Annotated in this window: 26 protein-coding genes; 18 read left to right on the top strand and 8 right to left on the bottom strand. The window is 73.0% G+C overall.

Annotated elements, in window-relative coordinates:
- Positions 1–23: 23 nt before the first annotated feature.
- Positions 24–860 (bottom strand): response regulator transcription factor, encoded by an 837-nt coding sequence (locus OG519_RS19220; protein WP_405585291.1) that lies wholly within the window; start codon positions 858–860, stop codon positions 24–26.
- A 125-nt stretch (positions 861–985) separates the two neighbouring features.
- Between OG519_RS19220 and OG519_RS19225 the strand changes: the two genes are divergently transcribed.
- The 8 genes from OG519_RS19225 to OG519_RS19260 all read left to right on the top strand — a co-directional run bounded on the left by OG519_RS19225 (position 986) and on the right by OG519_RS19260 (position 7,260).
- A complete protein-coding gene (locus OG519_RS19225; protein WP_405585293.1) occupies positions 986–2,020 on the top strand; it encodes an alpha/beta hydrolase in 1,035 nt (344 codons plus the stop codon).
- Between the two features lie 172 nt (positions 2,021–2,192).
- Positions 2,193–2,480, top strand: a complete 288-nt coding sequence (locus OG519_RS19230; RefSeq protein WP_405585296.1) for a MoaD/ThiS family protein — start codon at positions 2,193–2,195, stop codon at positions 2,478–2,480.
- A gap of 2 nt (positions 2,481–2,482) precedes the next feature.
- Entirely contained in the window at positions 2,483–4,108 is a 1,626-nt protein-coding gene (locus OG519_RS19235; protein ID WP_405585299.1) for a hypothetical protein, read from the top strand.
- A gap of 187 nt (positions 4,109–4,295) precedes the next feature.
- Positions 4,296–4,991 carry a DUF2993 domain-containing protein gene (locus OG519_RS19240; RefSeq protein ID WP_405585302.1) on the top strand — a complete coding sequence of 232 codons (696 nt, stop codon included), beginning with the start codon at positions 4,296–4,298 and terminating at the stop codon, positions 4,989–4,991.
- A gap of 143 nt (positions 4,992–5,134) precedes the next feature.
- A complete protein-coding gene (locus tag OG519_RS19245) occupies positions 5,135–5,215 on the top strand; it encodes a putative leader peptide (RefSeq protein WP_405592834.1) in 81 nt (26 codons plus the stop codon).
- Positions 5,216–5,494: 279 nt separating this feature from the next.
- Positions 5,495–6,331 (top strand): sulfurtransferase, encoded by an 837-nt coding sequence (locus OG519_RS19250; protein ID WP_405585305.1) that lies wholly within the window; start codon positions 5,495–5,497, stop codon positions 6,329–6,331.
- A gap of 29 nt (positions 6,332–6,360) precedes the next feature.
- Positions 6,361–6,651: a DUF1416 domain-containing protein gene (locus tag OG519_RS19255; RefSeq protein WP_405585308.1), complete on the top strand. Its 291-nt coding sequence runs from the start codon at positions 6,361–6,363 to the stop codon at positions 6,649–6,651.
- A gap of 294 nt (positions 6,652–6,945) precedes the next feature.
- Positions 6,946–7,260, top strand: a complete 315-nt coding sequence (locus OG519_RS19260) for a DUF3099 domain-containing protein (RefSeq protein WP_405585310.1) — start codon at positions 6,946–6,948, stop codon at positions 7,258–7,260.
- A gap of 82 nt (positions 7,261–7,342) precedes the next feature.
- On the opposite strand, the gene OG519_RS19265 is transcribed toward OG519_RS19260, so the two are convergent.
- Positions 7,343–7,705 carry a DsrE family protein gene (locus OG519_RS19265; RefSeq protein WP_405585313.1) on the bottom strand — a complete coding sequence of 121 codons (363 nt, stop codon included), beginning with the start codon at positions 7,703–7,705 and terminating at the stop codon, positions 7,343–7,345.
- A 33-nt stretch (positions 7,706–7,738) separates the two neighbouring features.
- Here OG519_RS19265 and OG519_RS19270 point away from each other — a divergent pair, with 33 nt between their 5' ends.
- The 4 genes from OG519_RS19270 (at position 7,739) to OG519_RS19285 (ending at position 10,921) form a co-directional block, all read left to right on the top strand.
- Positions 7,739–8,551: a hypothetical protein gene (locus OG519_RS19270; RefSeq protein WP_405585316.1), complete on the top strand. Its 813-nt coding sequence runs from the start codon at positions 7,739–7,741 to the stop codon at positions 8,549–8,551.
- Between the two features lie 280 nt (positions 8,552–8,831).
- Positions 8,832–9,395 carry an FABP family protein gene (locus tag OG519_RS19275; RefSeq protein WP_405585319.1) on the top strand — a complete coding sequence of 188 codons (564 nt, stop codon included), beginning with the start codon at positions 8,832–8,834 and terminating at the stop codon, positions 9,393–9,395.
- 30 nt (positions 9,396–9,425) lie between these two features.
- Complete coding sequence (locus OG519_RS19280; protein WP_405585322.1) at positions 9,426–9,914, top strand: Fur family transcriptional regulator; 489 nt, start codon at positions 9,426–9,428, stop codon at positions 9,912–9,914.
- 20 nt (positions 9,915–9,934) lie between these two features.
- Entirely contained in the window at positions 9,935–10,921 is a 987-nt protein-coding gene (locus OG519_RS19285; RefSeq protein WP_405585325.1) for a YgfZ/GcvT domain-containing protein, read from the top strand.
- Between the two features lie 64 nt (positions 10,922–10,985).
- Here OG519_RS19285 and dtd read toward each other — a convergent pair whose 3' ends face one another.
- Positions 10,986–11,411, bottom strand: a complete 426-nt coding sequence (dtd, locus tag OG519_RS19290) for a D-aminoacyl-tRNA deacylase (protein ID WP_405585328.1) — start codon at positions 11,409–11,411, stop codon at positions 10,986–10,988.
- Between the two features lie 199 nt (positions 11,412–11,610).
- Between dtd and OG519_RS19295 the strand changes: the two genes are divergently transcribed.
- Both OG519_RS19295 and OG519_RS19300 read left to right on the top strand, forming a co-directional pair.
- Positions 11,611–12,318, top strand: a complete 708-nt coding sequence (locus tag OG519_RS19295) for an ABC transporter substrate-binding protein (protein ID WP_405592836.1) — start codon at positions 11,611–11,613, stop codon at positions 12,316–12,318.
- Positions 12,319–12,482: 164 nt separating this feature from the next.
- Positions 12,483–13,745, top strand: coding sequence for a GNAT family N-acetyltransferase (locus tag OG519_RS19300; protein ID WP_405585331.1), 1,263 nt, complete (start codon positions 12,483–12,485; stop codon positions 13,743–13,745).
- Positions 13,746–13,830: 85 nt separating this feature from the next.
- Here OG519_RS19300 and OG519_RS19305 read toward each other — a convergent pair whose 3' ends face one another.
- Positions 13,831–14,253 (bottom strand): GNAT family N-acetyltransferase, encoded by a 423-nt coding sequence (locus OG519_RS19305; RefSeq protein ID WP_405585334.1) that lies wholly within the window; start codon positions 14,251–14,253, stop codon positions 13,831–13,833.
- 217 nt (positions 14,254–14,470) lie between these two features.
- Here OG519_RS19305 and OG519_RS19310 point away from each other — a divergent pair, with 217 nt between their 5' ends.
- Positions 14,471–15,526, top strand: a complete 1,056-nt coding sequence (locus tag OG519_RS19310) for an aspartate-semialdehyde dehydrogenase (RefSeq protein WP_405585337.1) — start codon at positions 14,471–14,473, stop codon at positions 15,524–15,526.
- Positions 15,527–15,583: 57 nt separating this feature from the next.
- On the opposite strand, the gene OG519_RS19315 is transcribed toward OG519_RS19310, so the two are convergent.
- Positions 15,584–16,942, bottom strand: coding sequence for a M14 family zinc carboxypeptidase (locus OG519_RS19315; RefSeq protein WP_405585340.1), 1,359 nt, complete (start codon positions 16,940–16,942; stop codon positions 15,584–15,586).
- 363 nt (positions 16,943–17,305) lie between these two features.
- On the opposite strand from OG519_RS19315, the gene OG519_RS19320 reads away from it, so the two are divergent.
- On the top strand, positions 17,306–18,484 hold the full coding sequence (locus OG519_RS19320; RefSeq protein ID WP_405585343.1) for a HesA/MoeB/ThiF family protein: 1,179 nt from the start codon (positions 17,306–17,308) through the stop codon (positions 18,482–18,484).
- Between the two features lie 320 nt (positions 18,485–18,804).
- Here the strand turns inward: OG519_RS19320 and OG519_RS19325 are convergent, their stop codons facing one another.
- Complete coding sequence (locus OG519_RS19325) at positions 18,805–20,091, bottom strand: M14 family zinc carboxypeptidase (protein WP_405585346.1); 1,287 nt, start codon at positions 20,089–20,091, stop codon at positions 18,805–18,807.
- A 492-nt stretch (positions 20,092–20,583) separates the two neighbouring features.
- On the opposite strand from OG519_RS19325, the gene OG519_RS19330 reads away from it, so the two are divergent.
- Complete coding sequence (locus OG519_RS19330; protein WP_405585349.1) at positions 20,584–21,525, top strand: oxidoreductase; 942 nt, start codon at positions 20,584–20,586, stop codon at positions 21,523–21,525.
- A 35-nt stretch (positions 21,526–21,560) separates the two neighbouring features.
- Here the strand turns inward: OG519_RS19330 and OG519_RS19335 are convergent, their stop codons facing one another.
- Together OG519_RS19335 and OG519_RS19340 are read right to left on the bottom strand one after the other, a co-directional pair.
- Entirely contained in the window at positions 21,561–22,652 is a 1,092-nt protein-coding gene (locus OG519_RS19335; protein WP_405592838.1) for a MerR family transcriptional regulator, read from the bottom strand.
- A gap of 243 nt (positions 22,653–22,895) precedes the next feature.
- Positions 22,896–24,059, bottom strand: coding sequence for a nitrous oxide reductase family maturation protein NosD (locus tag OG519_RS19340; RefSeq protein ID WP_405585352.1), 1,164 nt, complete (start codon positions 24,057–24,059; stop codon positions 22,896–22,898).
- A 1,541-nt stretch (positions 24,060–25,600) separates the two neighbouring features.
- Between OG519_RS19340 and OG519_RS19345 the strand changes: the two genes are divergently transcribed.
- Complete coding sequence (locus OG519_RS19345; RefSeq protein ID WP_405585355.1) at positions 25,601–25,852, top strand: hypothetical protein; 252 nt, start codon at positions 25,601–25,603, stop codon at positions 25,850–25,852.
- Positions 25,853–25,936 lie beyond the last annotated feature (84 nt).

Below are 25,936 nucleotides of genomic sequence, written 5' to 3' on the forward strand. Positions count from 1 at the left end.
CTATCCAGCCGTCACACGGATCGTCATACCGTCTGCTCAGCCGATGTGCGGCTGCCGGTGCCGGCGGCACCGCTGGTGTGGCCGTCCGCGAAGCCGCCGCTGCCCGGCGCGCGTCCCGTCCCGAGCCCGGTGGTGCCGCGGCCCTGGGCGGCCTCGCTGCGGGCCGCCTCCTCCACCGCCCGCTCGACCTTCTCCGGGGTGACGAAGCGGTAACCGACGTTGCGGACCGTGCCGATGAGCGACTCGTGCTCCACGCCGAGCTTGGCGCGCAGCCGCCGCACGTGCACGTCCACGGTCCGGGTGCCGCCGAAGTAGTCGTATCCCCAGACCTCTTGCAGCAACTGGGCCCGGGTGAAGACCCGGCCGGGGTGCTGCGCCAGGTACTTCAGCAGCTCGAACTCCTTGAAGGTCAGGTCGAGCACCCGGCCCTTGAGCTTCGCGCTGTACGTCGCCTCGTCGACCGACAGGTCGCCGTTGCGGATCTCCATCGGGCTGTCGTCCGTGGTGATCTGCTGCCGGCCCATCGCCAGCCGCAGCCGGGCCTCGACCTCGGCCGGGCCCGCGGTGTCCAGCAGGACGTCGTCGATGCCCCAGTCGGCGGTGATGGCGGCGAGGCCGCCCTCGGTGACCACCAGCAGCAGCGGACAGCCGGGGCCGGTGGAACGGAGCAACTGGCACAGGCTGCGGACCTGTGGCAGATCACGCCGGCCGTCGATCAGGATCACATCGGCGCCCGGGGTGTCCACCAGGGCGGGGCCCTCGGCGGGCGCCACGCGGACGCTGTGCAACAGCAGCCCGAGCGCGGGCAGCACTTCGGTGGACGGCTGAAGGGCATTGGTCAGAAGCAGGAGTGAACTCACCGGGCGCTCCCGTCGATCGTCATCCGGACCTGACACGTCAGGGGTGACGCATCCCGCTACCGGAAAGCACGAAAGGACCCGGGGGCGACATTGCCCAGGTCCTCTTGAACGGAAGAATAGCCCACATGGACAGATCTGCCGAGACCGATGACAAACGTCCGCGTGTTTTTTCGATCACTTCGGGTGGTCGGCGCGCGATTCTGTTGACTTCGGACGGCGTCACGATCGAGGCGGAGCACCTGCCGGGAGCGGGCCCGGCGGACTTGGCGGGCTCGGTGGACTCGGTGGACTCGGCAGGCGAAGGCGCCGACGCGGACCGGCTGGACGGGCCGGCCGGGCTGGGCGGCCCGGCCGGACTGGATCGATTCTGCATCGTGATGGCACACGGCTTCACCGGCTCGCTCGACCGGCCGGCGGTACGACGGGCGGCGCGGACCCTGCGGGCCTACGGGGGAGTGGTGGTCTTCTCCTTCCGCGGCCACGGCAACTCCGGCGGCCACTCCACGGTCGGTGACCGCGAGGTGTTCGACCTGGACGCGGCCGTCCGCTGGGCCCGGCGGCTCGGCTACCAGCGGGTCGCCACCGTCGGCTTCTCGATGGGCGGTTCGGTGGTGCTGCGGCACGCGGGCGGCTCGGCGGACGGCTACGGGCTCGGGAGTGGAAACGGTGCCGGTGCCGGTCCGCACGGCCCACGAGAATCACGAGAACCACATGAGCCACCCGAGCCGTACGGACCGTACGAACCGGTGGCGGCCGTGGTGTCGGTGAGTTCGCCGGCCCGCTGGTACTACCGGGGGACCGCGCCCATGCGGCGGGTGCACTGGGCGATCACCCGGCCCACCGGGCGGCTGGTCTCGCGGTACGGCCTGAAGACCCGGATCCAGGCGGCGGACTGGGACCCGGTGCCGCGCTCCCCGGTCGAGTCGGTGCCGTACATAGCGCCGACCCCGCTGCTGATCGTGCACGGCGACAGGGACGGTTACTTCCCGCTCGACCACCCCTACTCGCTGGCCGCGGCGGCCGAGACGGCCGGTCACCCGGACGCGGAGCTGTGGATCGAGCGCGGTTTCGGGCACGCGGAGAACGCGGCCGGGCCCGAACTGCTGGCCAGGATCGGCGACTGGCTGACCGCCCGCGTCGCGGTGATTCCCGGGATCTGACGCGGACGGGCCATGATGGACCCCGGCACGACGCACGTGACGAGAACGAGCGACCGGCGGTCCCGGCGGAGCCCGGACAGCCGTGGTGCCGGCCGGACGACCCGGACGACCGGGACGAGCCGGCCGACCCGGCCGGTCGGGGAGTGACGACGGAGACGAAGGACGGACCGTGATGGCTGGACCCGAAACGGCCCCGCGGCCGGTGGCGGGCAGGATCCGCTACTGGGCCGCCGCGAAGGCCGCCGCGGGCACCGCGGAGGAGCCCTACCGTGCGGCGACCCTCGCCGAGGCGCTCGCCGCCGCACGCGAACGGCACACCGCGCGGCCGGAGTTCGCCCAGGTCCTGCGCCGCTGTTCCTTCCTCGTCGACGGCACCCCGGTCGGCACCCGCGACCACACCGCGGTCCCTCTGCCTGACGGCGGCACGGTGGAGGTCCTCCCACCGTTCGCGGGAGGATGATCATGAGTACCCACGATTACGGCCCCACCCCCGACCCCTCGGCGTCCTCGGACCGCCCCGGGCCCGACGGCTCGGGCGGCCACCGCCGGGACCCGGGCCCGGGCCACGACGGCGGCTACGGCACGGCGTTCCCGCCGGACGGCTACGGCGACGGCTTCGCCCCGGGCCAGGGCTCAGGGGAGGCGTACGGCTACGGCGCCGGCTACCCCCAGGGCGCCGAGTGGCCCGGCCCCGACGCGTCACCGACCGCGCCGGCCGGCTCCTGGGAACAGACGGCCGCGGGCGGGCAGTCCTACGGCGAGCCGCAGCAGTGGGCGGACCAGCAGCCGTACGGCGGTGGGCATGCGTACGGCGACGCGAGCGGCCAGGCCGCCCAAGCCGGTACCGCCACGGGCGGGCAGTCCTACGGTGAGCCGCAGCAGTGGACGGACCAGCGGCCGTACGGCGGCGGCCAGACGTACGACGACGGCGCCGGCCAGTGGGCCGGCCCCCAGAACCCGGTGGACCCAGCGGGCAGTGGCGCCCAGCCGTACGCCGGTCAGCCGTACGCCGGTCAGCCGTACGCCGGTCAGCCGTACGGCGACCCCGCGTACGGCGCCCCCCAGCAGTGGTCCGACCCCGCGACGCAGCCGCACGCCGGCCCCGGCGGCCGGACGTACGACGTCTCGCGGCAGTGGTCCGAGCCGCAGGGATACCCCCAGCCGCAGTCGCAGCCGCAGTCGCAGCCCCAGCCCCAGCAGCCGCACGCGTACGCCGACCCCCGGCCGTACGATCGCGGCGGCATCGAGCACACCGCCGTGCTGCCGCCCATCGAGGAGGCGCCGGCCGGGCCGCAGGTCACCCCCCAGGGCGATGGCCGGCCCGCCGCCCCCGTCCGTACCGGCTCGCCGATCATCCCGCCGGGCATACAGCCCGCCGGGCTGACCGCCGTGCTCGGCCTGCTGCTGGCCGGCGGGGCGGCGGTCGGCAAGCCCGGCCTCGCCGTCGTGCTGGTGGTGCTGCAAGCGGTCACGGCGGCCGGCTGGTTCCGGCTCAACGGCATGTGGCCGGCCCGGCAGGGCATCGCGCTGGCGTTCCTCGGCGGCGTCACCGCCGATGGCGCGCTGCTCGCGGTGGACGGCGGGCACGGCCCGCTCGCACTGGCCGGCACGCTCGGGGTGTGGCTGCTGCTGGTGCTCGTGCTCCAGTTGCGGCACCACGGCAGCTCGGACGAGCGGCTGTCGTCGCTGACGGCGACCTCCGCCTCGACCCTGCTGGCCGTGCTCGCCGCCTGCTTCCTCGCCACCGCCACCTCGCACGCGGGGACCGACCCGGTGGTGGTCGGTGTGCTCGCGGTCGCCGCGGCCACCGTGGTCCGCGCGCTGCCGCTGCCCGGCGGTCAGCCCGTGTCGCTGCTGCTCGCCCTGGCCGCGGCGACCGCCACCGGTCTCGCGACCGGTCCGGGCACCGGCTTCGGCGGTCCGCACGCGGCGCTGCTCGCCCTGGTCGCCGGTGCCTGCGCGCTGATCGGCCTGCGGGTGGCCAGCTACGACTTCCCGTCCCGCTTCGTCCACTTCACCGCGGGGGTGGCGCTGCCGCTGACCGCCGCCGCGCCCTTCGTCTACGTCCTCGGCCGGGTGCTGAGCTGACGGCGCCGCGGACACCCGGCGAGAGCGACCCGCCCATAACGGTTTGACCTGCGCGGGAACCGCGGGACCCCGCCGCCCGTCAGGTGTGTCGGGAGCGGAAGGCCGGGGACACGGATCAAAGGCCGGCTGGACGTACGGATCCAGCGGCCGGCACATCGGCGGCGGACAATCGGGGAGTGGCGCACGGATGCGAGTGGCGCGGATAGTTCTGATCGTGGTGGTGATCCTCGGCGGTCTCTTCGTCGCGGCGGACCGGGTCGCCGTCAATCTCGCCGAGAACAAGGCGGCGGACCATGCCCAGAGCAGCGAGGGGCTCAGCCACAAGCCGAAGGTGTCGATCGAGGGGTTCCCGTTCCTGACCCAGGCGGCCACCGGCAAGCTGCACGATGTGAAGATCACCGCCCATGACATCGCGGCCGGCGACGGCGGCGAGTCGGTGCGGATCGACAGCTTCCGCGCCGACCTGCACGGGGTGAAGCTCTCCAACAGCTTCAGCCGGGCGGTGGCCGACAACGCCAGCGGCACCGCGTTCATCACCTACGCGGATCTGACCAAGGCGGCGCCGGCCGGCATCACCGTGTCGTACGGCGGCACGGACCCGAGCGGCCGGGCGATGGTCAAGCTCGCCGGCACCTTCCTGAGCGCGAAGCTCAGCGTGCTGAGCCAGGTCACCGTGCACAACGCCGACTCGATCACCCTGCACGCGCAGGGGCTGCCGAAGGCGTTCACCGCGCTCGGCCTGGAGAGCCAGGTCAGGAAGCAGATCGACTTCACCACCCAGCTCACGCATCTGCCGGCCGGTATCGCGCTCTCCGACGTGTCCGCGACGCCGGACGGTATCTCCGTCTCCGCGACCGGGAAGCACGTGGTGCTCGCCAACTGAGGGGTGGCTTCCGAAAGCGCGTTCCCCCCGCGCCGGTGAACGGCTCGCACGCGCTGTCTGCCTATTCCGCCATTCGGACAATCCTGTCTCGTTATCCGAGACGGCGGTGACACTCGATGGTTCATATCCCTACGATCGGGACTATGAAGCGACAGGTGGATCTCACCAAGCGGCGGGCAGTGGACCTGTGCCGCGTGTCCACCATGCTGTGTCGCATGACCTAGGGGCGGCACGCCGCCGGCCGCCGGCCGGCCGCCGAGGCCGGCCGGATCCCGCCGTGAACCCGGCACGGATCCGCCGGAAGGGCCTCGTCGCAGGGTGCCCGCCCCTGTCCCGCGTCCGTGTCTTCCGCGGACGTCGGCAGCGGTCGTCAGCCGATCGGCGGTCTTCGGCAGGCACCGGCCGCCTCCCTCGGCGCGCGGCATGTCCGCACGCCGTCCGCGCCCGCTCCGGCACCGCGCACCGCGCCACCGCACATTCGTACCGCTCCGGAGGAGAACAGCATGAGCCGCAGTGACGTCCTCGTGGACGCCGACTGGGTCGAGGCCCACATCGACGACCCGAAGGTGGTCATCGTCGAGGTGGACGAGGACACGTCGGCCTACGAGAAGAACCACATCAAGAACGCCGTCCGTATCGACTGGAAGCAGGACCTCCAGGACCCGGTCCGCCGCGACTTCGTCGACCAGGCCGGTTTCGAGGCGCTGCTGTCGGCCAAGGGCATCGCCAACGACGACACCGTGGTGCTCTACGGCGGCAACAACAACTGGTTCGCCTCCTACGCCTACTGGTACTTCAAGCTCTACGGCCACGACGCGGTCAAGCTGCTCGACGGCGGCCGCAAGAAGTGGGAGCTGGACTCCCGCGACCTGGTGGCGGCGGTGCCGCAGCGCGCCACGACCGAGTACAAGGCCAAGCCGCAGGACGCCTCCATCCGCGCCTTCCGCGACGACGTGGTGGCCGCGATCGGTTCGCTGAACCTGGTCGACGTCCGCTCGCCCGACGAGTTCTCCGGCAAGCTGCTGGCGCCCGCGCACCTGCCGCAGGAGCAGTCGCAGCGCCCCGGCCACGTGCCGAGCGCCCGCAACATCCCGTGGTCGAAGAACGCCAACGACGACGGCACCTTCAAGTCCGACGAGGAGCTCACCAAGCTCTACCAGGACGAGAACGTGGACCTCGCCAAGGACACCATCGCGTACTGCCGGATCGGTGAGCGGTCCGCGCTCACCTGGTTCGTGCTGCACGAGCTGCTCGACCAGGGCAACGTCAAGAACTACGACGGCTCGTGGACCGAGTACGGCTCGCTGGTCGGCGTGCCGATCGAGCTCGGCGCCAACTGACCACCGGAACAAGGCGAGGACTGATCCATATGTGTGGAGCGAAAGCCGGCGGGCCGGATCTGGCGGGAGTCGACGTGGCGAGCGAGACCATCATCCAGGGGTCCGTCACCCGCGACGGCGAGCCGGTCTCCGGCTATGTACGACTGCTCGACGGAGGCGGCGAGTTCACCGCCGAGGTACCCACATCGGCGACCGGACAGTTCCGCTTCTTCGCGGCTCCCGGCACCTGGACGCTGCGGGCCCTGGTCCCCGGCGCCACCGTGGACCGTACGGTCGTCGCCCAGCAGGGCACGGCCGCCGAGGTGGCCATCGCCCTGTGAGACGGCCGGTGGGCGCCGGCTTCCCGAGCGGCGTTTTTAACCGTCCACAGGTTTAGCACCCGAAGGGCCGCGACCCCGCGCAAGGGGGTCGCGGCCCTTCGTCCGCGTGGTGCCGATCGGCCGGGAGGGACGTACCTTTGAAGTGTGTTCGCGCGCCGTCGTCACTGGGCTGAATCCCTCTGATGCGCTTCTCGCACTGCTCGGCCCTGGCGGGCCTCGCCGGCTTCGAGCCGCTGCGCCGGACTCCGTCCGGCGGGTGATGTCACTTCGCGGCGTCGGACGGACTTGGGAGGTGTGCACGTGCGCCGTCGTCGCTGGTATTTCGCCATGATGGGCACCTGCGTAGTGCTTTTCGTCCTCGCTTGGTCGGTCGTACGTCTCTGGTCTGTGCCGGCCGCGATCGGCATGTGCCTGATCGCGGCGGCGATTCCCCCGGTCGCGGCGATTGTCGCCAACCGGCGCGGTCCGCACGAACGGTGGTTCGACGAGGAGTCGGGCGATCCCCAGTCCGACGACTGGTGGGCGGAGCTGGAAGGCAAGGACAACAAGAAGTCCGGCCGGGGCAAGGATCCGAAGAACCCGAAGAACGGGGACCGTCACGAGCCTTAGGCGCCGGAGGGTCCGCTGTGCGACGCGCGCGGCGGGCTCTTTCCACGCCCGGGGCCGGGGCGGGAAGTGACCCCGCCGGCGCTCAGTAGACCAGGGCCTGGACGCCCTCCGGCATGATCTCGCTGACGAACACCTGGGCACCCGCGATCCGCACGCCCGCCAGGACGTCCTTCTCGCCGATGTCACGGCGGGCGGCGCACTGGGTGCAGAGGGTGACTTCGCCTGCGGCGAGGACGGCGGCCAGCAGATCGGGCAGCGGGGCCGCGTGCGGGAGTTCGAACTCGGCGGCCCGCCCCGGCAGCGCGAACCACGCCGATTCACCGGTCAGCCAGAGCGAGACGTCCACCCCGCTGGCCACCGCCACCGCCGCGACGGTGAAGGCCTGGGAGCAGCGCTCGGGTTCGTCGGCCCCCGCCGTCACCTTGATCACCAGCTTGTTCGCCATGGCCACAGCCTAGGGGTGATATACATCTGATCCGTGTGCACCGCACACATGGACGTCATCGCCCGGGGGGGCTTCGTGGAACACAACGACGGCGGCTCCCGTCGCCGCCGGGGCAGTTTCGTCGCTACCGGGGTCGGGCTGACCGCTCTGGTGGCGCTCACCGCCGGGCTGGTGATCGCGTTCGGCCCGTCGCACTCCGGGCCCGCCGACACGACGGCGGCACCCGGCACCTCGCACAGCGCGCGGACGGTCGCGGGGGCGCCCGCCGGTGCCACGCCGTCCCCTGCCGGCACCGCCGCCGAGCCCGCGCCGACCGGCGCGGCCCCGGCCGGGCGCCTCACCGGGCACGTCAGCAAGGGTGTGCACAGCGGTGACCTGCGGTTTTTCCTGCTGACGCCGCCCGGCGACGCCGATGTCTACGGTGACCCGGCCGGCGAGGCGCTCAGCGCGGACGACATCTCCTCGGCCGCCGTCGACCCCGCCGAAGCCCGCGCCGCGCTGAAGACCTACGGATTCCGGGGCGGCGCCTACCGTACGTATCTGACGGCCGACGGCGTTTGCGAGGTCACCGTCAAGCTGGCCAGGTTCGGTGCGCCGGACCAGGCCGCCGCGTACTACGAACAGGGCCACTTCCAGGGCGCCAGGATCGCGCTCGCCGGAGCGTACCCGGCTCGCGCTTACCGCCTGACCTCGGCGTCGGCCGAGAGCTCGGACGCCGTGGCCGCCGTCTCGTACCAGGGCGACGTGCAGATCACGCTCACCGTGAGCAGCGCCCGGACCCTTTCCGGCGGCACCCTCCAGCGCCTGCTCGACGCGCAGTACGAGCGCCTCACGACAGGCCGCTGACCGGCTCTTCCCCGCCGTCCGGAACGTCCCGGTTTCAGGTGCCCCGGGGCACCCCCGCGCCGGACCCGGCGGCGGACCAGGAGATCACCTGTCGGGCCTGGCCGCGCCGCTGTCGGGGCCGCGCATTAGACTTGTCTCCGGCCCTGACCGCATGCCCGCTCTAGGAGCACGTCCGTGGGAATTCAGTACTACTTCGACGCCCTGCTCGTCCTGATCTGCGTGGGCATCGCGCTGTTCGCGTTCTACGCGGTGAAGAAGCTCTACCAGGGCCAGCGCTGACATGATCGAGATCCCCTCCGACCTGCACCCCGAGCTGGTGCCGCTGGCCTTCCTGCTCGGCCGGTGGACAGGCGCGGGTGTCCATGACTTCCCCGGCGCCGAGAAGTGCAACTTCGGGCAGGAAGTCGTCTTCACCCACGACGGCCGCCCTTTCCTGGAGTACACCTCGCGCACCTGGGTGCTGGACGCGGAGGGCAAGAAGGTCCGCCCGCTGGAGAACGAGACGGGGTACTGGCGGATCGACGCCGAGCGCCAGGTCGATGTGACGATCACCCGTGACGAGGGCGTCGCCGAGATCTGGACCGGCGAGCTGGCCGCGGGCAAGCCCCAGATCGACCTGGTCACGGACGCGGTCGCCCGGCTGCCCACCGCCGCCGAGTACAGCGGCGGCAAGCGGCTCTACGGCTACGTCAACAGCGACCTGATGTGGGTGGGCGAGAAGAGCACCCCGGCGGTGCCGCTGCGGCCGTACATGTCGGCGCACCTGAAGAAGGTGGTCGATCCCCGCGAGTGGGTCGCCGACCTGAAGGACCTCCCCGACGACGGCATCGCCTTCTTCAAGTAGCCGCGCCGCCAACGGACCTACACTGGCGGGGTGGCGACCACCGACTGGAAGAGCGACCTGCGGCAGCGGGGCTACCGGCTGACCCCGCAGCGGCAGCTTGTCCTGGAAGCCGTCGGCACCCTGGAGCACGCGACACCCGACGGCATCCTCTGCGAGGTGCGCAAGACCGCCTCGGGCGTGAACATCTCGACCGTCTACCGCACCCTGGAGCTGCTGGAGGAGCTGGGCCTGGTCACCCATGCCCACCTCGGCCACGGCGCCCCCACCTACCACCTCGCCGACCAGCACGACCATATGCATCTGGTGTGCCGCGACTGCGACTCCGTCACCGAGGCGGATGTGGAGGTGGCCACGCCGCTGAAGGACGACCTGCGGGACAGGTTCGGCTTCGAGACCGACATGAAGCACTTCGCGATCTTCGGCCGCTGCCGGGACTGCGCCCGCAAGGCCGCGGCCGGCGAAGGCCCCGAGGCCACCACCGGGACGGGCGACCCGGCGGGCCGGCCGCGCCACGACTGACGCGTCGTACGCTTGACCCCATGACCATGAGCCCTTTGCTGTCGCTGCCCGGCGCCGTCCCCGCGGAAGGCCCCGACGAGGGGGTCGCCGCCCACTACGGCGACCTCTTCCGTGAACAGCGATCGCTCGCGAACGGCAGCGGTTTCGTGGACCTCTCGCACCGCGGCGTGGTGACGGTCAGCGGCGCCGACCGGCTGTCCTGGCTGCATCTGCTGCTCACCCAGCACGTGGACGACCTCGCCCCGCACACCGCGACGGAGGCGCTGATCCTGTCCGCGCACGGTCATATCGAGCACGCGCTGTATCTGGTGGACGACGGCGCCACGACCTGGATGCACATCGAGCCGGGGACCCAGCAGGCGCTGCTGGCCTACCTGGAGTCGATGAAGTTCTTCTACCGGGTCGATGTCGCCGACGCCACCGACGCCTACGGGGTGGTCTTCCTGCCCGCCGGGTCCATCACCCCGGTGCCCGCCGAGTGGGCGGTGCGCGAGACGCCGTACGGCAGGGACGTCTTCGTCCCCCGCGCCGAACTGGAGTCCTTCGCGGCCGGTACGGGTCCGGCGGTCGGTGTGCTCGCCCATGAGGCGCTGCGGATCGAGGCGCACCGGCCGCGGCTCGGCCTGGAGACCGACCACCGGACCATTCCGCACGAACTGGGCTGGCTGGAGAGCGCGGTGCACCTGAACAAGGGGTGCTACCGGGGGCAGGAGACGGTGGCCAGGGTGCACAACCTGGGCCGGCCGCCGCGCCGGCTGGTCTTCCTGCACCTGGACGGCAGCGAGGTCCGGCTGCCCGGGCACGGCGCCCCGGTCCGCATCGCGACGGACGGCGCCGAGGGACCCGACGGCGGCGAGGGCCGTACGGTCGGGTTCATCACGTCCTCGGCCCGGCACTGGGAGTTGGGCCCGATCGCGCTCGCGCTGGTCAAGCGGAACACCCCGGAGCGGGCGGTGCTGCTCGCCGAGGACACCGCGGCGGCCCAGGAAACGGTCGTCGCGCCGTAGGCGGTCCGGGCCGCAGGCCGAGGTTCGGGCCTCCGCGGCCCACGGCCCCCAGGCCCGCCCGTGCTCAGACGTCGACCACCAGCGTGAAGGGCCCGTCATTGGTCAGCGACACCTTCATGTCCGCGCCGAAGAGCCCCGTCTGCACGGTCGCCCCCAGCGCGCGCAGCCGCTCGACCACCTCGGCCACCAGCGGCTCGGCGACCGCGCCGGGCGCGGCGGCGTTCCAGGTCGGGCGGCGCCCCTTCCGGGCGTCACCGTAAAGCGTGAACTGGCTGATCACCAGCAGCGGCGCGTCGATGTCCGAGCAGGAGCGTTCGTCCGGCAGGATGCGGAGCGTCCACAACTTGCGGGCCAGCACCGCCGCCTTCTCCTCGGTGTCGTCGTGCGTCACCCCGACCAGGACGCACAACCCCGGTCCCTCGATGGCGCCGACGGTCTTTCCGCCGACGACGACCTTCGCTTCGCTCACCCGTTGGGCCACCGCTCGCATACGCCCATTGTGGCGGGCGCCGCCCCCGCCTCCCCCGCCTGGGTGGATCGGGCCGGCCGGCCTCGGTGGCACACCCGGTCGGCCGCCTCGCACAACTGTCGCGACGGCCGTTCGGGTGCAGACCCGCTGCGGCGTGTGAGCGGCAAGTGGCAGCATCGGAGCCGGGCGGCGCAGGGGCCGCGAGGAGGGGATGACAGGTATGACCACATCTGGGGCTGGACAGACTTCCGGCACCGCGTTAACACCATCCACCGCGGCGTCCGGCACGGCCGCCCCGACCGCCGCGCCGACGGCGCCCACCAGGAAGGGCCACCGCATGCTGAAGGCCGACGCCCCCGGTCCGCCGCGACCGCCCGCCCCCCGCGGTCCGCTCGCCGACACCCCCGGGCCCGAACTGGGCACGCTCGATCTGGTCGCGCTGCGGGCGCTGCGCCGCGACGCGCAGCAGGAGGAGGCCGATCTCTCCTATCTGCGGCGGATGCTGCACGGCAGGATCGACATCCTCCAGGCCGAGTTGGCCCGCCGCGGCGGGCCGGCCGGCGGTGCGCGCGAGGACGGCTCCGCCGCCGAACCGGAGGGGCCGATCGTCGACCGGCTCTCCGAGATCCTCACCGACGGGCCGTCGCGGGTGCGCTCCTCGGCCCGGCACGTCACTCTCGGCACACCGCTCACCGAGCGGGTCCGGCTGCTCGCCGAGGAGATGCTCTCCGAGGTTGAGCTCTCCGACCTGGCGGCGCGCACCGACCCGGAACTGCACGCGGCGAAGGGCCGCCTGGTGCGGTACGAGCAGCGGGTCTCCCGCCGCCGGCACACGCTGCAAGCGACGGTGGACGGCTGCTCCGCGGAGATCACCCGGCGGTATCGCGACGGCGAGGCCCATGTCGACGACCTGCTGGCGGACGGCTGAGCCCGCACGTTGACCCCTGAACCCGCGCCGCACCCCTGAGCCCGCACCCTCACCCCTGACGTGCTTCACCCCTGCCCGCGCCTCGGCCCCCGCACCCCGCCGCTGAGCCCGGCGCCGGACAAATTCGGGTGCGGCCGCCGGAGGGGCCCGCATAGCGTGCGGCCATGAGCCTTGAGATCCGCACGCTCGAAGCATCCGAGGGCGCCGACGCCGCCGCCTGGATGCGGGCGCTGAACGTCGGTTTCCACCGTTCGCCCCCGGTGCCCGACGAGGAGCTGGCGATGCGTCTGCCCAGGCTCCACCCGGACCGGACCCAGGGGGCGTACGACCTGGGGCGGTGCGTGGCGACCTTCCGCAGCATGCCGCGCCAGGTGACGGTGCCGGGCGGGGCGGTGCTGCCCGCGTCGGCGATCACCAATGTCTCGGTGACCGCGACCCATCGGCGGCGCGGCCTGGCCAGCCGGATGATGGGTGCTGACCTGGCCGCCGCCAAGGAGCGCGGGGAGCCGCTGGCGATCCTGATCGCCGCCGAGTACCCGATCTACGGCCGCTTCGGCTTCGGTCCCGCCGCCTGGGTGTCCGTCTGGGAGATCGACATACCCCGGGCCGCGCTCGACGGCCGCTACGCCGGGCCCGCCGACGGCGGCCGGGTGGACCTGGCGACGATCGCCGAGGTCCGCGAGCACGGGCCCGGGCTCTACGAGCGGGTGCGCACCGGCATCGCCGGCGCCATCGACCGCGAGCAGGTGTGGTGGGACCGGGCCGTCGGCGAGGTGCGGTATCCGACCGACGATCCGTGGGAGGAGCCGTTCTTCGCCTTCTACCGGGACGCGGCGGGACGGATCGAGGGGCTCGCCTCGTGGCGGGTCAAGGACCATCCCTGGCCGAACAAGCTGCCCAAGGAGGACGCGAACGTCCTTCAGCTGATCGGGGCCACCCCGGCCGCCGAAGCGGCCCTGTGGCGTTTTCTGCTCTCCCTGGACTGGGTCACCCGGCTCAACTCCTCCTACCGCGCGCCGGACGACGTCCTTCCGCTGCTGCTCGGCGACCCGCGGGCGGCCCGGCTGGAGAGTTACGCGGACTTCATGTGGCTGCGGCTGCTGGACACCCCGGCGGCGCTGTCCGCCCGCACCTACGGCGGCGGCCCGGCCGCGCTGGTCCTCGACGTGCGGGATCCGGCGGGCCTGGCAGGCGGCCGCTTCCTGCTGGAGACCGACGCCTCGGGCGCGGCCGTGTGCACCCCCACCGGCGCCGACGCCGATCTGAGTCTGTCCGTCGCCGACCTGGCCTGGCTCTACCTCGGGGACGAGTCGCCGGAACGGCTGGCCGCCCTCGGCCGCCTCACCGAGCACCGGCCCGGCGCGGCCCGCACCGCGACGGCCCTCTTCCGTACCGCCCGCCGCCCCTGGTGCCCGGACGTCTTCTGAGCCGGACGCGCCGGTCGCGCCGGTCGGGTCCTTGGCACCGGTCGGGCCTTTGGCACCCGTCGAGACCTTCGCGCCCGCCCGGCCCCTACTGAAGGCCCAGCGTCATCCATTTGGCGGAGTCGGCGAGCGGCTCGAAACCGACCTTGGCGTAGAGGCCGTGCGCGTCGGCGGTGGCCAGCAGGACACGGCGCAGACCGTGCGGGGCGAGGTGGTCGCGTACGGCGGTGACGAGCCGGGTGCCGAGGCCGCCGCCCCGGGCGTCCGGGGCCACGTAGACGTCGCAGAGCCAGGCGAAGGTGGCGTGGTCGGTGACGACGCGGGCGTACGCGTGCTGCTCGCCCGTGGTGGAGTGGTAGGCACCGAAGTTCAGCGACCCCGAAATCGCCGCCCGCTGCTTGGCCAGGGGGCGGCCGAGCGCCCAGTAGGCGTCGGTGGCGAGCCAGCGGTGGACACGGGCCACGTCCAGCCGGTCCGGGTCCGTCGATATCTCGTACGCGATCTCGTGCATGCGCGGGAGTTTAGGACGCCTTAACGATCGACCGCACGACAATTTACTGGACCTTCTCGGTGCGGGCGGGTCAGACTCGTGACCGGGCCTGTGCGTCTCGTCACCTGAAACCGGCGCCCGCCGCCGGGCCGGCCCGGAGGATACTCGGACCGGCGGGCACACCAACGCCTCCGGCCGGTACGCCCGGCGGGCGCGACCAGATCGGAGAGAGACCGGTATGAGGATCGGAATCGTCGGCGCGACCGGACAGGTCGGCGGGGTCATGCGCAAGGTGCTGGCCGAGCGGAAGTTCCCGGTGACCGAGCTGCGGCTGTTCGCCTCCGCCCGCTCGGCGGGGCGCCCGCTGGCCTGGGAGGGCGCGGGCGGCGTGCCCGCCGGGGAGATCACCGTCGAGGACGCGGCCACCGCCGACTACAGCGGTCTGGACATCGTGCTCTTCTCGGCCGGCGGCGGCACCTCGCGCGAGCTCGCCGAGAAGGTCGCCGCGCAGGGCGCCGTCGTGATCGACAACTCCTCGGCCTGGCGCCGCGACCCCGAGGTGCCGCTGATCGTCTCCGAGGTCAATCCGCACGCGCTCGCCGACCGGCCCAAGGGCATCGTCGCCAACCCGAACTGCACCACCATGGCGGCCATGCCGGTGCTGCGCCCGCTGCACCAGGAGGCCGGCCTGATCGCGCTGGTCGCCACCACCTACCAGGCCGTCTCCGGCTCCGGTCTGGCCGGCGTCGCCGAACTCCACGGCCAGGCCACCAAGGTGACCGAGCACGCCGACCGGCTCACCTTCGACGGCGCCGCGGTGGATTTCCCCGAGCCGGCCGTCTACGCCCGTCCGATCGCGTTCAACGTGCTGCCGCTGGCCGGGAAGATCGTCGACGACGGCAGCTTCGAGACCGACGAGGAGCAGAAGCTCCGCCACGAGTCCCGCAAGATCCTGGAGATCCCGGAGCTCAAGGTCTCCGGCACCTGCGTCCGCGTCCCGGTCTTCACCGGCCACTCGCTCCAGGTCAACGCCCGCTTCGCCCGGCCGATCAGCGTCGAGCGGGCGTACGAACTGCTCGCCGCCGCGCCCGGCGTGGAGATCTCCGAGATCCCCACCCCGGTCCAGGCGGCCGGCCGCGACGCCTCGTTCGTCGGCCGGATCCGCCGCGACGAGACGGTCGACAACGGCCTGGCGTTCTTCCTCTCCAACGACAATCTGCGCAAGGGCGCCGCGCTCAACGCGGTCCAGGTCGCCGAACTCGTGGCGGCGGAGCTGACCGCGGCCAGGGTCTGACCGGACGGCAGGTGCGGGGCCGGACGACGGCCGGCCCCGCCTGTTCCGTGGGTGGGGCTACTCCTCGTTGAGCAGCCGGAAGGTGGCCAGCACGCTTTCCGTCTGGAGGGCCACCTGGTCGCGGACCGGCACCCAGCACAGGTCGTGTCCGGCCGCCAGGTCGTCGGACCAGCGGGCTAGCTGCCGTTCGCACTGCGCCCTGATCCGGCCCCCCGCGGTGCCGGGCAGTCTTTCGCCGGGCAGCCCCCCGGGGACGTCATGGCCGGTCAGGCCGTCCAGCAGCCGCAGCATGGTGCCGGTCGCCCGCAGCGAGATCCGCCGGGCCGCGATGTCCAGGGCGGTCAGGTGGGCGCGGGTGAGCGGCACCGGCGAGGGGTACAGCCGGTCCCAGTCGTCCGCGATCAGCGGACAGATCGTGGTGAGGTCCTCCGCGATCCGCAGCAGGGTGGCCCGGCTCGCGGCCACCGGTTCCGGGCCCCGTCCGGTGAACCCCGAGGCATCGGCCCGGCCGGCCGGCAGCAGCGGCCGTACCTGGCCCAGCAGCGCCCCGGCCCGCTCTGACTGGTGGCGCAGCAGCCCGGCCAGCCCGGACAGCGCGCGGGCCGGGTCCGGGTGCGGGTCGGTGTCCGCGACCTTGCGGCTCGCCCACATCGGCACCTCGAAGAGCGCGGTCATCCCGCCGTAGCGGTGCGGCTGGATCCAGGTGGAGCGGTTGACGTCCTCCGGCAGGCTGTCGAACTGGGCCGGCCGGCCGGGCGCGGGCATCACGTAGACGCCGGGTCCTGAGACCGTCCAGTACAGCGCGTCGTAGGTGCCGGTCTGCACCGGCACGTCGTGCTCGGCGGACAGCTTGCCGAGCGGTTCCGCCAGGCCCGGCAGGTCGCGGGTGAGCTGGATCCACGAGCCGCCGAGGTCGTTGCCGTGCAGCGAGCACTGGAGGAAGGGGCGCAGTTCGTCGATCAGGTCGATCAGCGCCTGGGACTCCGGGAGCTGATCGTCGGCGTCCCGCACCGAAGGGGCCCACTCCGGCTGTTCGTCGGCGGGCGGCCGGTAGGCGTATCTGAAGTGCTCGGCCGGGGTGCGCCGGACCTCTGGACCCGCCTCGCTGCGGATCGTGCCGTCCGGGTCGAGACAGAGCAGGAAGTGCCAGGTGGCGTCGGCGCGGGCGTGCAGCGAGGGGTCGGCGGCGACGCGTTCGGCCAGCCGCAGCGCCGTCCCGGCGCCGATCCGCTCGTCGGAGTGCGGCCCGGCCACCACCAGCACGTTGCGCCGGCCGCGCCCGTAGCTCAGCAGGCGCAGCGGGCGGCCCTCACGGGAGCGGCCGACGTCGCGCAGGGTGCTCAGCCGCGGGTGGACCCGAGCGAACGCGGAGGCCGCAGCGGCGACCCCCGCGACGCTTGGGTACGCGTCGGCCATCGCCGACGTCACGTGCCGTTGGAGTTGCTGTCGCCGGTGGTCTCCTTCTTGTCCAGTGGCCGAATGACGATAACGGCTGCCACAAGAGCTCCTCTCTGTCCAAGTCGGTTGAGGCGCAGGGTAGTTGGCGAATTACCCCCGGTCGTCCCACGCGCCTTGCCAAGGCTGCGGCGGGGCCGCGAGAGTGTCAAGGGGCAGACGTTGACGGGGGAGGTTGACGTGGGCGCACTTCATGAATCCGGAGCCGACGAGCCGTGTGCGGGCGCCGGAGGCGGCGCCGGGACGAGACTGCCGTCGGCCGGCGCGGTCACCGCGGCCGGGCCGGGCGCGGTGATGGCCGCAGGGCCGGGTAGCGGTAGGGGTATGGAAGCCGGCGCGGGCGCGGGTGCGGGGACCGCCGGGACGACACCGGGCCGGCCGCGGATCAAGCCGGAGCACCGCGCCTACCGGACCGTCGACGGCAATGTCCGGATCGGCAGTGTGATCTTCGGCATCGGCGCCGAGATCGCCGACCCGGACGGCTGGATCTGGACCCTCACCGAGACGATGGACGGCACCCGTACGGCCGCGCAGACCGTCGCCGAGGTGCACGGGCGGCACCCGGAGATCACCCCCGCGACCGTCGCCGCCGCCATGACCGAGCTGCGGCAGGCGGGGTACGTGGACGACGCGGCGGCGCCACTGCCCGCCGGACTCGGCGCCCGCGACCCGGTCCGGCACGCCCGGGGGGTCGCCCTGCTGCGCTGGATGGACCTCAGCCCCCGGCTCAGCCCCTGGTACGCGCAGCTCCGATTACGCGGGGCCCGGGTGATCGTGCTCGGCGTCGGCGGCACCGGCGGGTTCGCCGCCCAACTGCTGGTCGCCTCCGGGGTGGGCCAGGTCCACACGGTCGACCCCGACGTGGTCGAACTCTCCAATCTCAACCGGCAGTTGATCTACCGGGAGACCGACATCGGCTCGCCCAAGGCCGAGGCGGCGGTGGCCGCGCTCCGGTCGCTCAACTCCGATGTCACGGTGACCGGCGAGCGGCGCGAGGTGCGCGGCCCGGACGAGCTCCGGGCGCTGCTGACCTATGGCGAGGACCGCCCGTACGACCTGCTGGTCCTCGGCGCCGACCGGCCCGCCGAGATCCGCCGCTGGGCCAACCGGATCTGTCTGGAGATCAACCTGCCCTGGGTGGAGGGTGGTTATCGCGGCCCGCTGGTCACCGCCGGGGTGCATGTGCCCGGTGACGGCCCCTGTTGGGAGTGTCTGCGGGCCGGTGAGGCCGAGCGCCGCGATCTGCGGCTGGGCCCGGACCAGAGCGAGGACGCCGCGTCCCCCCGGATGCCGTGGAACCCCGCGAGCGCCGTCACCGCCGCCCTCTCCGGCAGCCTCGTCGCCCACGCGGCGCTGTCCCTGCTCACCGGGGTGCCCCCGATGGAGCCCGGCTTCCGCTACGGCGTGAACCTGATGTCCCTGGGCGATCCCGTCCTCCAGCGCCACCCCCGCCGCCCCGACTGCCCGGCCTGCGGGCCCTCCAGACCGGCCTCGGCCAATTAACGAGATGTCATGACCTCGCCAGGAAGGCATCGGCCCCCCGCGCGGTGCTTGCGTCCCTGGTAGCCGGATCCGTACCCGGCGCGGTGGTTGCCGTCGCGCAGTTCCCCGCGCCCCCAAGAACCCGTCGCGCGGTGCTCGCGTCCCTGGTAGCCGGATCCGTACCCGGCGGTTCTGCTGGGTCCCGTCAGGGGCGCGGGGAACTGCGCGGGGAGCCCCCGCCGGGCGGTAGCCGGGGGGAGGCCGAACCACCCACCCCCTTCCCGTACGGCACCCGGCGCGATGGTTGCCCTCGCGCAGTTCCCCGCGCCCCCAAAAAACCCTCACTCCACCCGCTCGACCGCCGCCAGCACCGTCCGTGCCTGAAGCTCCGCCTGCGCGCCCACCGGCACCCAGCGCGCGTCCGACGCGGAGATGAGGTCGCGGGCACTCACGTCCAGCCGGCGGTCCAGGCGGGCGCGGAGCCGGGACGGTTCGGCGTTCGGATCGTCCTCGAGATAGCCGCAGGTCTCGTCGAGCAGCCGGAGCAGCATGCCGGAGGCGTGCAGTGAGAGCCGCCGGGCGGCTATGTCGAGGGCCCAGACATGGGCCATGGTCAGCGGCACCCGGCAGGGCCCGACCAGCGCCTCGCAGTCGTCGGCCATCCCCTCGAACTCGCCGACCGCCTGCTCCGCGCCCCGCAGCAGCGGGTCGTCCACCCGCCCGATCAGCCCCACCGTACGGTCCAGCGCGGCGCTGACCGCCGAGCCGTCCTTGCGCAGCCCGGCCGCGAGCACGCTGACCGCGTGCGCAGGGTCGGGGTGCGGGGCGGGGTCGGCGATCCGCCGGCTCGCCCACCGCGGCACCTCGACCACCGCGGTGGTCCCGCCGTGCCGGTGCGGGCGGTGCCAGGTGGATCCGGTGGCGTCGGCCGGTTCACCGGTCAGCCGCCGCCGCACCCCGCCGGGCGGCAGCACATGGACGCCGGGCCCCGGCGTGTCCCAGTAGAGCGCCTCGTGCGTCGCGGTCTGCACGGGTATGTCGAGCTCGGCGGCGAACTTTCCCAGCGGCTCGGCGATCCCGGGCAGTTCGGCGGTCAGCCGGACCCCGCCGCCGCCCACGTCCGTGGCGTGCAGCGTGCACTGGAGCACCGGCCGTAACTCGTCGATGACGGCGGCCAGCGCGTAGGTCTCGGGGAGCCCGTCGCCGGGTGCGCGGAAGGCGTCCGCCCACTCCGGCCGTTCGGCCGCCGCGGGCCGGAAGGCGTGGCGGAAATGCACCGTGGACGGTCGCCGGCCGGCCGGCCCGGTCTCGTTGAGCATCGTGCCGTCGGGGTCGAGGCAGAGCAGGAAATCCCAGGTCAGGTTGGCGTCGGCGAGCTGCCGGCGATCCCACACCGCCTGCTCGGCCAGCAGCAGCACGGTCGCCCCGCCGACCTGGGCGTCCGGCTGCGCCCCGGCCACCACCAGCACGTGGCGGCGGCCGTGCCCGACCGACAGCAGCCATAGCGGCCGCCCGGCCCGGGACTCGCCGGCCAGCCGCATCCGGCACAGGTCGGGGTGGCGCCCGGTGAGCACGCGGGCAGCCGCCGCCACCCCTGACACGGTCGGGTAGGCGTCTGGCCCGCGCATGACAGCTCCTCCACAACGCGACGGCGGTCCGACGGCTCTGTCCGACCGGTTCTGCTCACATCCGCGTTTCGGTCCCCGTCCGACCCGCCCGTGCCCCGGCCCGCCTGCGACAGGTCGCTTTCCCCGCTTCCCCGGGCATTCCCGGCTTTCCCGGACCCCTCCCGGCCCCTCCCGGCCCCTCTCCTGCTTCCCCGGCTCGCCCCCCGGCCTGCCCCTGCCTCCCACCGGCTTTTCCCAGGTCGTGGCGCCAACTCGCGCTCAGAGCAGCGGAATCGGCCGTTCCGAACGGCTGCCGACGGCCTCGGCCCGCGCCCAGATCAGAGTCTGCGGGTCACCGTTTGGTGTCAAGGGCGCCCCCTCGGACACCGTTCCTTCACCGATCGGCGCCTGTCCCTTCCCGGCACCCCGGCCCCGATGGCTCACCGGCCCCGACGGTTCTCCGGCCCCTTTCCAGGCGGTCGGCGCACAGCCCGCTGTGCCAGGATCGGCGAAATGAGCGATGCACGGGATGAGACAGCGGACACGGTGACGACTTCGGCCGGCTCAGAGGCGGTCGCGGGGGCCGCGGGGACCTGGCGGCTCGGCGATCTGACCGTCAACCGGATGGGGTTCGGGGCGATGCGGCTGACCGCCGCCGCGGACGGCGGGCCGAGTGACAGGGCCCGGGTGATCGAGGTGCTGCGGCGGGCCGTGGAGCTGGGGGTCGACCACATCGACACCGCCTCCTTCTACTTCTCGCCGCTGCGGTCGGCCAATGAGCTGATCAACACCGCGCTGGGCGGCCCTTACCCGGAAGGCCTGGTCATCACCACCAAGGTCGGCCCGGGGAAGAACGCGTCGGGGGAGTGGACGCCGGCCGCCCGCCCCGACCAGTTGCGCGGCCAGGTGGAGGAGAACCTGCGGCAGCTCGGCCGTGACCACCTCGACGTGGTCAACCTCCGGGTCCACGGCCCCGACGCGCTGGCCGAACGGTTCGGCGTCCTCGCCGAGCTGCGCGCGGCCGGCCTGATCCGGCACCTGGGCGTCTCCAACGTCCGCCCGCACCAGCTCACCGAGGCGCTGACGATCGCCCCCGTGGTCTGCGTCCAGAACCGCTACTCCCTCGGTGACCGCCTGGACGACGAGCTGCTCGCCGAGTGCGGCCGGCGGGGCATCGCCTTCGTACCGTTCTTCGCCATCGTCGGCACGGCGGGCCCGGGCGGCACCGGCCCGGCCGCGATGGGGCCGGCCGCCGAGGACGTCATCGCCGAGGTCGCCCGCGCCCACGACGCCACCCCGGCGCAGATCCGCCTCGCCTGGACCCTGCACCGCGGCCCCCACGTCCTCGCCATCCCCGGCACCGGCGACCCCGCCCACCTGACCGAGAACGTCGCCGCCGCCGCGATCCCCCTCACCCCCGAAGACCGGACCAAACTGGACGCCCTCGGCGGCTAGGGCGCGGCGTCGGCAGCCGCGAAGGGGTCAGGGCCTTACGGGGTGACGACGTCGGCGATCACGCAGCCGACGTTGTCCGGGGCGCCGGCCTGGCGGGCCAGTGCGATGAGTTCGCGGACCGCCTCGTCGGGGTCGGCGGCCGTACGGATCACCCGGCGGATCTCCTCCTCCGCGACGACGGTCGACAGGCCGTCGGAGCAGAGCAGATAGCGGTCGCCCGCCCTGGCCTCGTGCAGCCGGAGGTCGGCGGTGGCGGGGGAGCCGCCGTCCAGCGCGCGGGCGAGCAGCGACCGCTGCGGGTGCGAGGCTGCCTCCGCCGCGGTCAGCCGGCCCTCGTCCATCAGCGACTGCACCATGGTGTGGTCGTGCGTGATGCGGAACAGCCCGCCGTCCCGCAGCAGATACGCGCGGGAGTCGCCGATGTGCACGAGACCGAGGTGGGAGCCCGTCCAGAGCAGGGCGGTGAGCGTGGTCCCCACCTCGTCCGGCCTGGGCGCGGTGGCCGCGACGCCCCGCACCGCGAGCCGGGCCGACTCGACCGCGTCCTCCAGCACGTTGAGCAGTTCACCGGCCGGTACGCCGTCCGTTTCCAGCCGCCGCAGCACCTCGACGGCCCCGGCGGCGGCCCGCGCCCCGCCGTCGCCGAAGCCGTCGGCGACGGCCAGCAGGCGGGGGTCCGCGTAGGCGGTGTCCTGGTTGCTCGCGCGGACCAGGCCCTGGTCCGAGCGTGCGGCGTAACGAATGGCCAGCGGTGCCGCGTTCGATGACGATGACATGGGTATCGGGTCGTCCTTCCGTGACAGCTCGTGTACGAGGAAGGCGGCCAGGTCGCGGCGCGCGGCCGTTTCGGCCTCGACGCCGGCCCAGTACGCCCGGACCTCCCGCGCCGCGGCCGCCGCGTCCAGCGCGCACACGTCCCGGATCCGGGCCAGCGGCATCCCGAGCCGCCGCAGCCATGCGACCAGCCGGGCCTGTGCCAACTGCTCGGGCGCGTAGAACCGGTAGCCGTTCGCCGGATCGACCCGGGCGGGTGGCAGCAGCCCCAACTCGTCGTACAGCCGCAGTGCCTTGGCCGACAGCCGGGAGGCTCGCGCGAAGGCCCCGATGCTCAGCAGCTCCACCGTCATCTCCGCCACCGCCTGTTCGCCCCGTCGGCCCGGACCGGGTCACCCGGCCGCTCCTCGTACCGGACGTCTTGTCCGGCCCCACCGATGCTGGGCTTTTCCCCAGGGTGAAGGTCAAGGTACGTGGTCCGCACGCGGCTGAGCGCTTGAGCGGCGGGGGTCGCCGGCTCAAGCGCTCAGGGGGAGGATCAAGGGAGGAGGCTCACCGGGGCCCTCGGCGCGCTCCGACGACAAGCCCCGAGCCGCTCAGTTGGTGGAGATGGAGACCGCGTCGCGCAGGAAGACGTTGCCGCGCTCGCCGGTCGCGGTGACCGGGCCGGTGGTGAAGATGCCGACCTTGTCGTTGCTGATCACGTTGTCGCGGACGGTGATGGAGACCGGGGCGGCCGTCCCGACGAAGATGCCGGTGGTCGCGTTGTCCTGCGGGGTGAAGTCCTTGTCCCCGTTGAGGTTGTTGGTGCCGATCTGGTTGGCGGTCACCACGTTGCCGTTCAGGTACTGGCCCGGGGCGTGGCTGTGCAGGGTGACGCCGGAGTGGCCGTTGCCGTTGATGGCGTTGAGCGTGACGGTGTTCTGGTAGACCGCGCCGCCCGGCAGCCCGGTGGCGAGCTGCACGCCCGCGCCGCCGCCGCCCTGGAGGCCGTTGCCGCTGATGCTGTTGCCGATGACGGTGTTGCCGAACACACCGGCCACCGTGGGCGCGGGCGTGCCGCCAGGGGCCGCCGCCGGGTTGTGGCCCGCCAGCACCACACCGCACGCGGTGTGGTTGTCGGCGACGTTGTTGCCGGAGATCAGGTTGTGCGAGGTCGGGCCGGTCTCGTCGGAGAGCAGGATGCCGCCGGCGCCGTCGGTGACGGTGTTGCCCTGGACCACGTTGTGCGAACTGCCGACCAGGTGGATGTTCTCGCCGCAGTCGTTGGCCATCGCGCCCTGGGGCTGGCAGAACGGGTAGGTGTTCGCGACGGGATCGACCAGCCGTACGCCCGTGTCATTGGTGTGGACGTTGTTGCCCACCACCGTGACGGAGCTGGTGTTCTGGAGGAGGATGCCCTCGCCGACGGCGTTCTCGACGGTGAGGCCGCTCACCGTCACGTCCGGGGCGGTGACCTTGACGCCGTTGATCAGGTTGGTCGCGTCGACGGTGGCGCCGCGCTGACCCTCGATCCGGACGGCCTTGGTGACGGCCACGTCCTCGTGGTACGTGCCTTTCTCGACCACGACCGTCCCGCCGGTCGCCACCGCGCCGATCGCCTGGTTGATCGAGCTGAACACCGGGCCGGCCTTGGTGCTCTGACCGTGCCCGGCGACGTACACCGTGTGCGGAGTGGGGGCGGCCTGCGCGGCCGTCATTCCGATGAACGGTCCTGCCGCCACGGCAGCGATGCCGACGGCCCATGCGGTTGCTTTCATGCGCTTTTACCCATCGTTCACTCTTCGCAGATCCACACCAGGCTGTCTGCCTGGCCGGCCCCGTCGACCGCCTCGCGCGGCGGCCGACGGGAGCCTCGCCCTCTATCACGGGGCAACCTTGCTCAAGAGTTCAACAAATCTCGTCCGAGCTGAGATGTCCGGTTTGGTTCACTGTCGCGCCATGTGCCGTACGGCTGCCGTTGTGTCCGGTATCCGCCCGTGATGGGTGGTGCCGGGGCCGCTCGGGGCGTGCGCCACCGGGGTGATCCGGCGCGTCCCGGCCGGGGGCGGCGTGTCCCGGTGTGAGCGCCGGGATTCCGGGCCGCCGGGTGTCCCCGGGTGGCGGATCCGCCCCCTGCTCGAATGCATTACTGAGGGTGCGCGCTCATGTTCGTATGGTCACGATAAGGGCGTTGCCGCTGTTCCAGGGCAATTTCCCGACCCTTCTCTCACAAAGGTGAGTCATGAGCGAACGATCCAGGCAGGCCATATCCACCCGTGCACGCCGTCAGCGGCTGTGGGGTCTGGTCGGCGGTGTGACCATGGCGAGCGCCATCTTCGCGGGCACCGCGTCCGTGGGCGTCGCCTCCGCAGCGACCAGCGGCGGGCAGGGCGGCGGTGGCCAGCACTGCCGTCCGCAGCAGTGGAACTGCGGCCACGACGGCAACACCGGTCCCACCGGCCCGACCGGTCCCACCGGCCCGCAGGGGCCGACCGGTGCCACCGGCCCGACGGGTCCTGCCGGGACCAATGGCACCGACGGTGCCACCGGCGTCACCGGTCCGACGGGTCCGGCCGGTTCCAACGGCGCTACGGGCGCCACCGGTCCTGCGGGTTCCAACGGCGCCACGGGTCCCGCGGGCGCGCCGGGCACCAACGGCACCAACGGTGCCACCGGCGCGACCGGTCCTGCGGGTGCGAACGGTACTGACGGTGCTCCGGGTGCGACCGGTGCTACGGGTCCCGCTGGTCCGACTGGTCCGACTGGTGCGACGGGTGCCACAGGTTCCGCGGGTGCCCCCGGCACCAACGGTGCGACCGGTGCCACGGGTCCGGCCGGTGCGAACGGTACTGACGGTGCTCCGGGTGCGACCGGCGCCACGGGTGCGACGGGTCCCACCGGTCCGACCGGTGCTACGGGTGCGACGGGTGCCGCTGGCGCCAACGGCGCTGCCGGTGCTCCCGGTGCTACGGGTCCTGCTGGTCCCACGGGTGCTACGGGTGCGACGGGTGCCGCCGGCATTGACGGTGCTCCGGGTGCGACCGGCGCCACGGGTGCGACGGGTCCCGCCGGTCCGACCGGTGCCACGGGTTCGACGGGTGCCGCTGGCGCCAACGGCGCTGCCGGTGCTCCCGGTGCTACGGGTCCTGCTGGTCCCACGGGTGCTACGGGTGCGACGGGTGCCGCCGGCATTGACGGTGCTCCGGGTGCCACCGGCGCGACCGGTGCGACCGGTCCCGCGGGTCCGACGGGCGCGACCGGGCCCGCTGGTCCGACCGGAGCCACCGGTGCCACTGGCGCCACCGGCGCGGCCGGACCGGTGAGCAGCAGCGAGGTCGCCGGCACCCCGGTGACGGCGCAGCCGCTGCTCGGCTCAGTGACCGCGACCGCGGTCTGCCCGGTCGGATCGACGCTGCTCGGCGGCGGGTTCGAGCTCAGCAACGCCAGCGTCCTCCAGGTCACCTCCTCGTCGCGGGACGGCGTCAACCCCAACCAGTGGAATGTCGTGGCCTTCGTCCCGGTGGGTCTGCTCGCCGGCACGGTCACGTCGGTCGCCGAGTGCTCCCCGTGACCGGAGAGTACGGCGTGCACCTCCGCTGATCGCGGGATCGCCGGCCCCGGTCACGACGCCACCGCGCGCCGTGGCCGGGGCCGG

The organism is Streptomyces sp. NBC_01190, from assembly GCF_045039895.1.
Lineage (GTDB): Bacteria > Actinomycetota > Actinomycetes > Streptomycetales > Streptomycetaceae > Actinacidiphila.

Bases quoted from the DNA above. Each gene is read 5' to 3' on its own strand.
- OG519_RS19225 (WP_405585293.1), top strand. From the start codon at position 986: ATGGACAGATCTGCCGAGACCGATGACAAACGTCCGCGTGTTTTTTCG.
- OG519_RS19230 (WP_405585296.1), top strand. From the start codon at position 2,193: ATGGCTGGACCCGAAACGGCCCCGCGGCCGGTGGCGGGCAGGATCCGC.
- OG519_RS19235 (WP_405585299.1), top strand. From the start codon at position 2,483: ATGAGTACCCACGATTACGGCCCCACCCCCGACCCCTCGGCGTCCTCG.
- OG519_RS19240 (WP_405585302.1), top strand. From the start codon at position 4,296: ATGCGAGTGGCGCGGATAGTTCTGATCGTGGTGGTGATCCTCGGCGGT.
- OG519_RS19245 (WP_405592834.1), top strand. From the start codon at position 5,135: ATGAAGCGACAGGTGGATCTCACCAAGCGGCGGGCAGTGGACCTGTGC.
- OG519_RS19250 (WP_405585305.1), top strand. From the start codon at position 5,495: ATGAGCCGCAGTGACGTCCTCGTGGACGCCGACTGGGTCGAGGCCCAC.
- OG519_RS19255 (WP_405585308.1), top strand. From the start codon at position 6,361: ATGTGTGGAGCGAAAGCCGGCGGGCCGGATCTGGCGGGAGTCGACGTG.
- OG519_RS19265 (WP_405585313.1), bottom strand. From the start codon at position 7,705: ATGGCGAACAAGCTGGTGATCAAGGTGACGGCGGGGGCCGACGAACCC.
- OG519_RS19275 (WP_405585319.1), top strand. From the start codon at position 8,832: ATGATCGAGATCCCCTCCGACCTGCACCCCGAGCTGGTGCCGCTGGCC.
- OG519_RS19285 (WP_405585325.1), top strand. From the start codon at position 9,935: ATGACCATGAGCCCTTTGCTGTCGCTGCCCGGCGCCGTCCCCGCGGAA.
- dtd (WP_405585328.1), bottom strand. From the start codon at position 11,411: ATGCGAGCGGTGGCCCAACGGGTGAGCGAAGCGAAGGTCGTCGTCGGC.
- OG519_RS19295 (WP_405592836.1), top strand. From the start codon at position 11,611: ATGACCACATCTGGGGCTGGACAGACTTCCGGCACCGCGTTAACACCA.
- OG519_RS19300 (WP_405585331.1), top strand. From the start codon at position 12,483: ATGAGCCTTGAGATCCGCACGCTCGAAGCATCCGAGGGCGCCGACGCC.
- OG519_RS19305 (WP_405585334.1), bottom strand. From the start codon at position 14,253: ATGCACGAGATCGCGTACGAGATATCGACGGACCCGGACCGGCTGGAC.
- OG519_RS19310 (WP_405585337.1), top strand. From the start codon at position 14,471: ATGAGGATCGGAATCGTCGGCGCGACCGGACAGGTCGGCGGGGTCATG.
- OG519_RS19315 (WP_405585340.1), bottom strand. From the start codon at position 16,942: ATGGCCGACGCGTACCCAAGCGTCGCGGGGGTCGCCGCTGCGGCCTCC.
- OG519_RS19320 (WP_405585343.1), top strand. From the start codon at position 17,306: ATGGAAGCCGGCGCGGGCGCGGGTGCGGGGACCGCCGGGACGACACCG.
- OG519_RS19325 (WP_405585346.1), bottom strand. From the start codon at position 20,091: ATGCGCGGGCCAGACGCCTACCCGACCGTGTCAGGGGTGGCGGCGGCT.
- OG519_RS19330 (WP_405585349.1), top strand. From the start codon at position 20,584: ATGAGCGATGCACGGGATGAGACAGCGGACACGGTGACGACTTCGGCC.
- OG519_RS19335 (WP_405592838.1), bottom strand. From the start codon at position 22,652: ATGACGGTGGAGCTGCTGAGCATCGGGGCCTTCGCGCGAGCCTCCCGG.
- OG519_RS19340 (WP_405585352.1), bottom strand. From the start codon at position 24,059: ATGAAAGCAACCGCATGGGCCGTCGGCATCGCTGCCGTGGCGGCAGGA.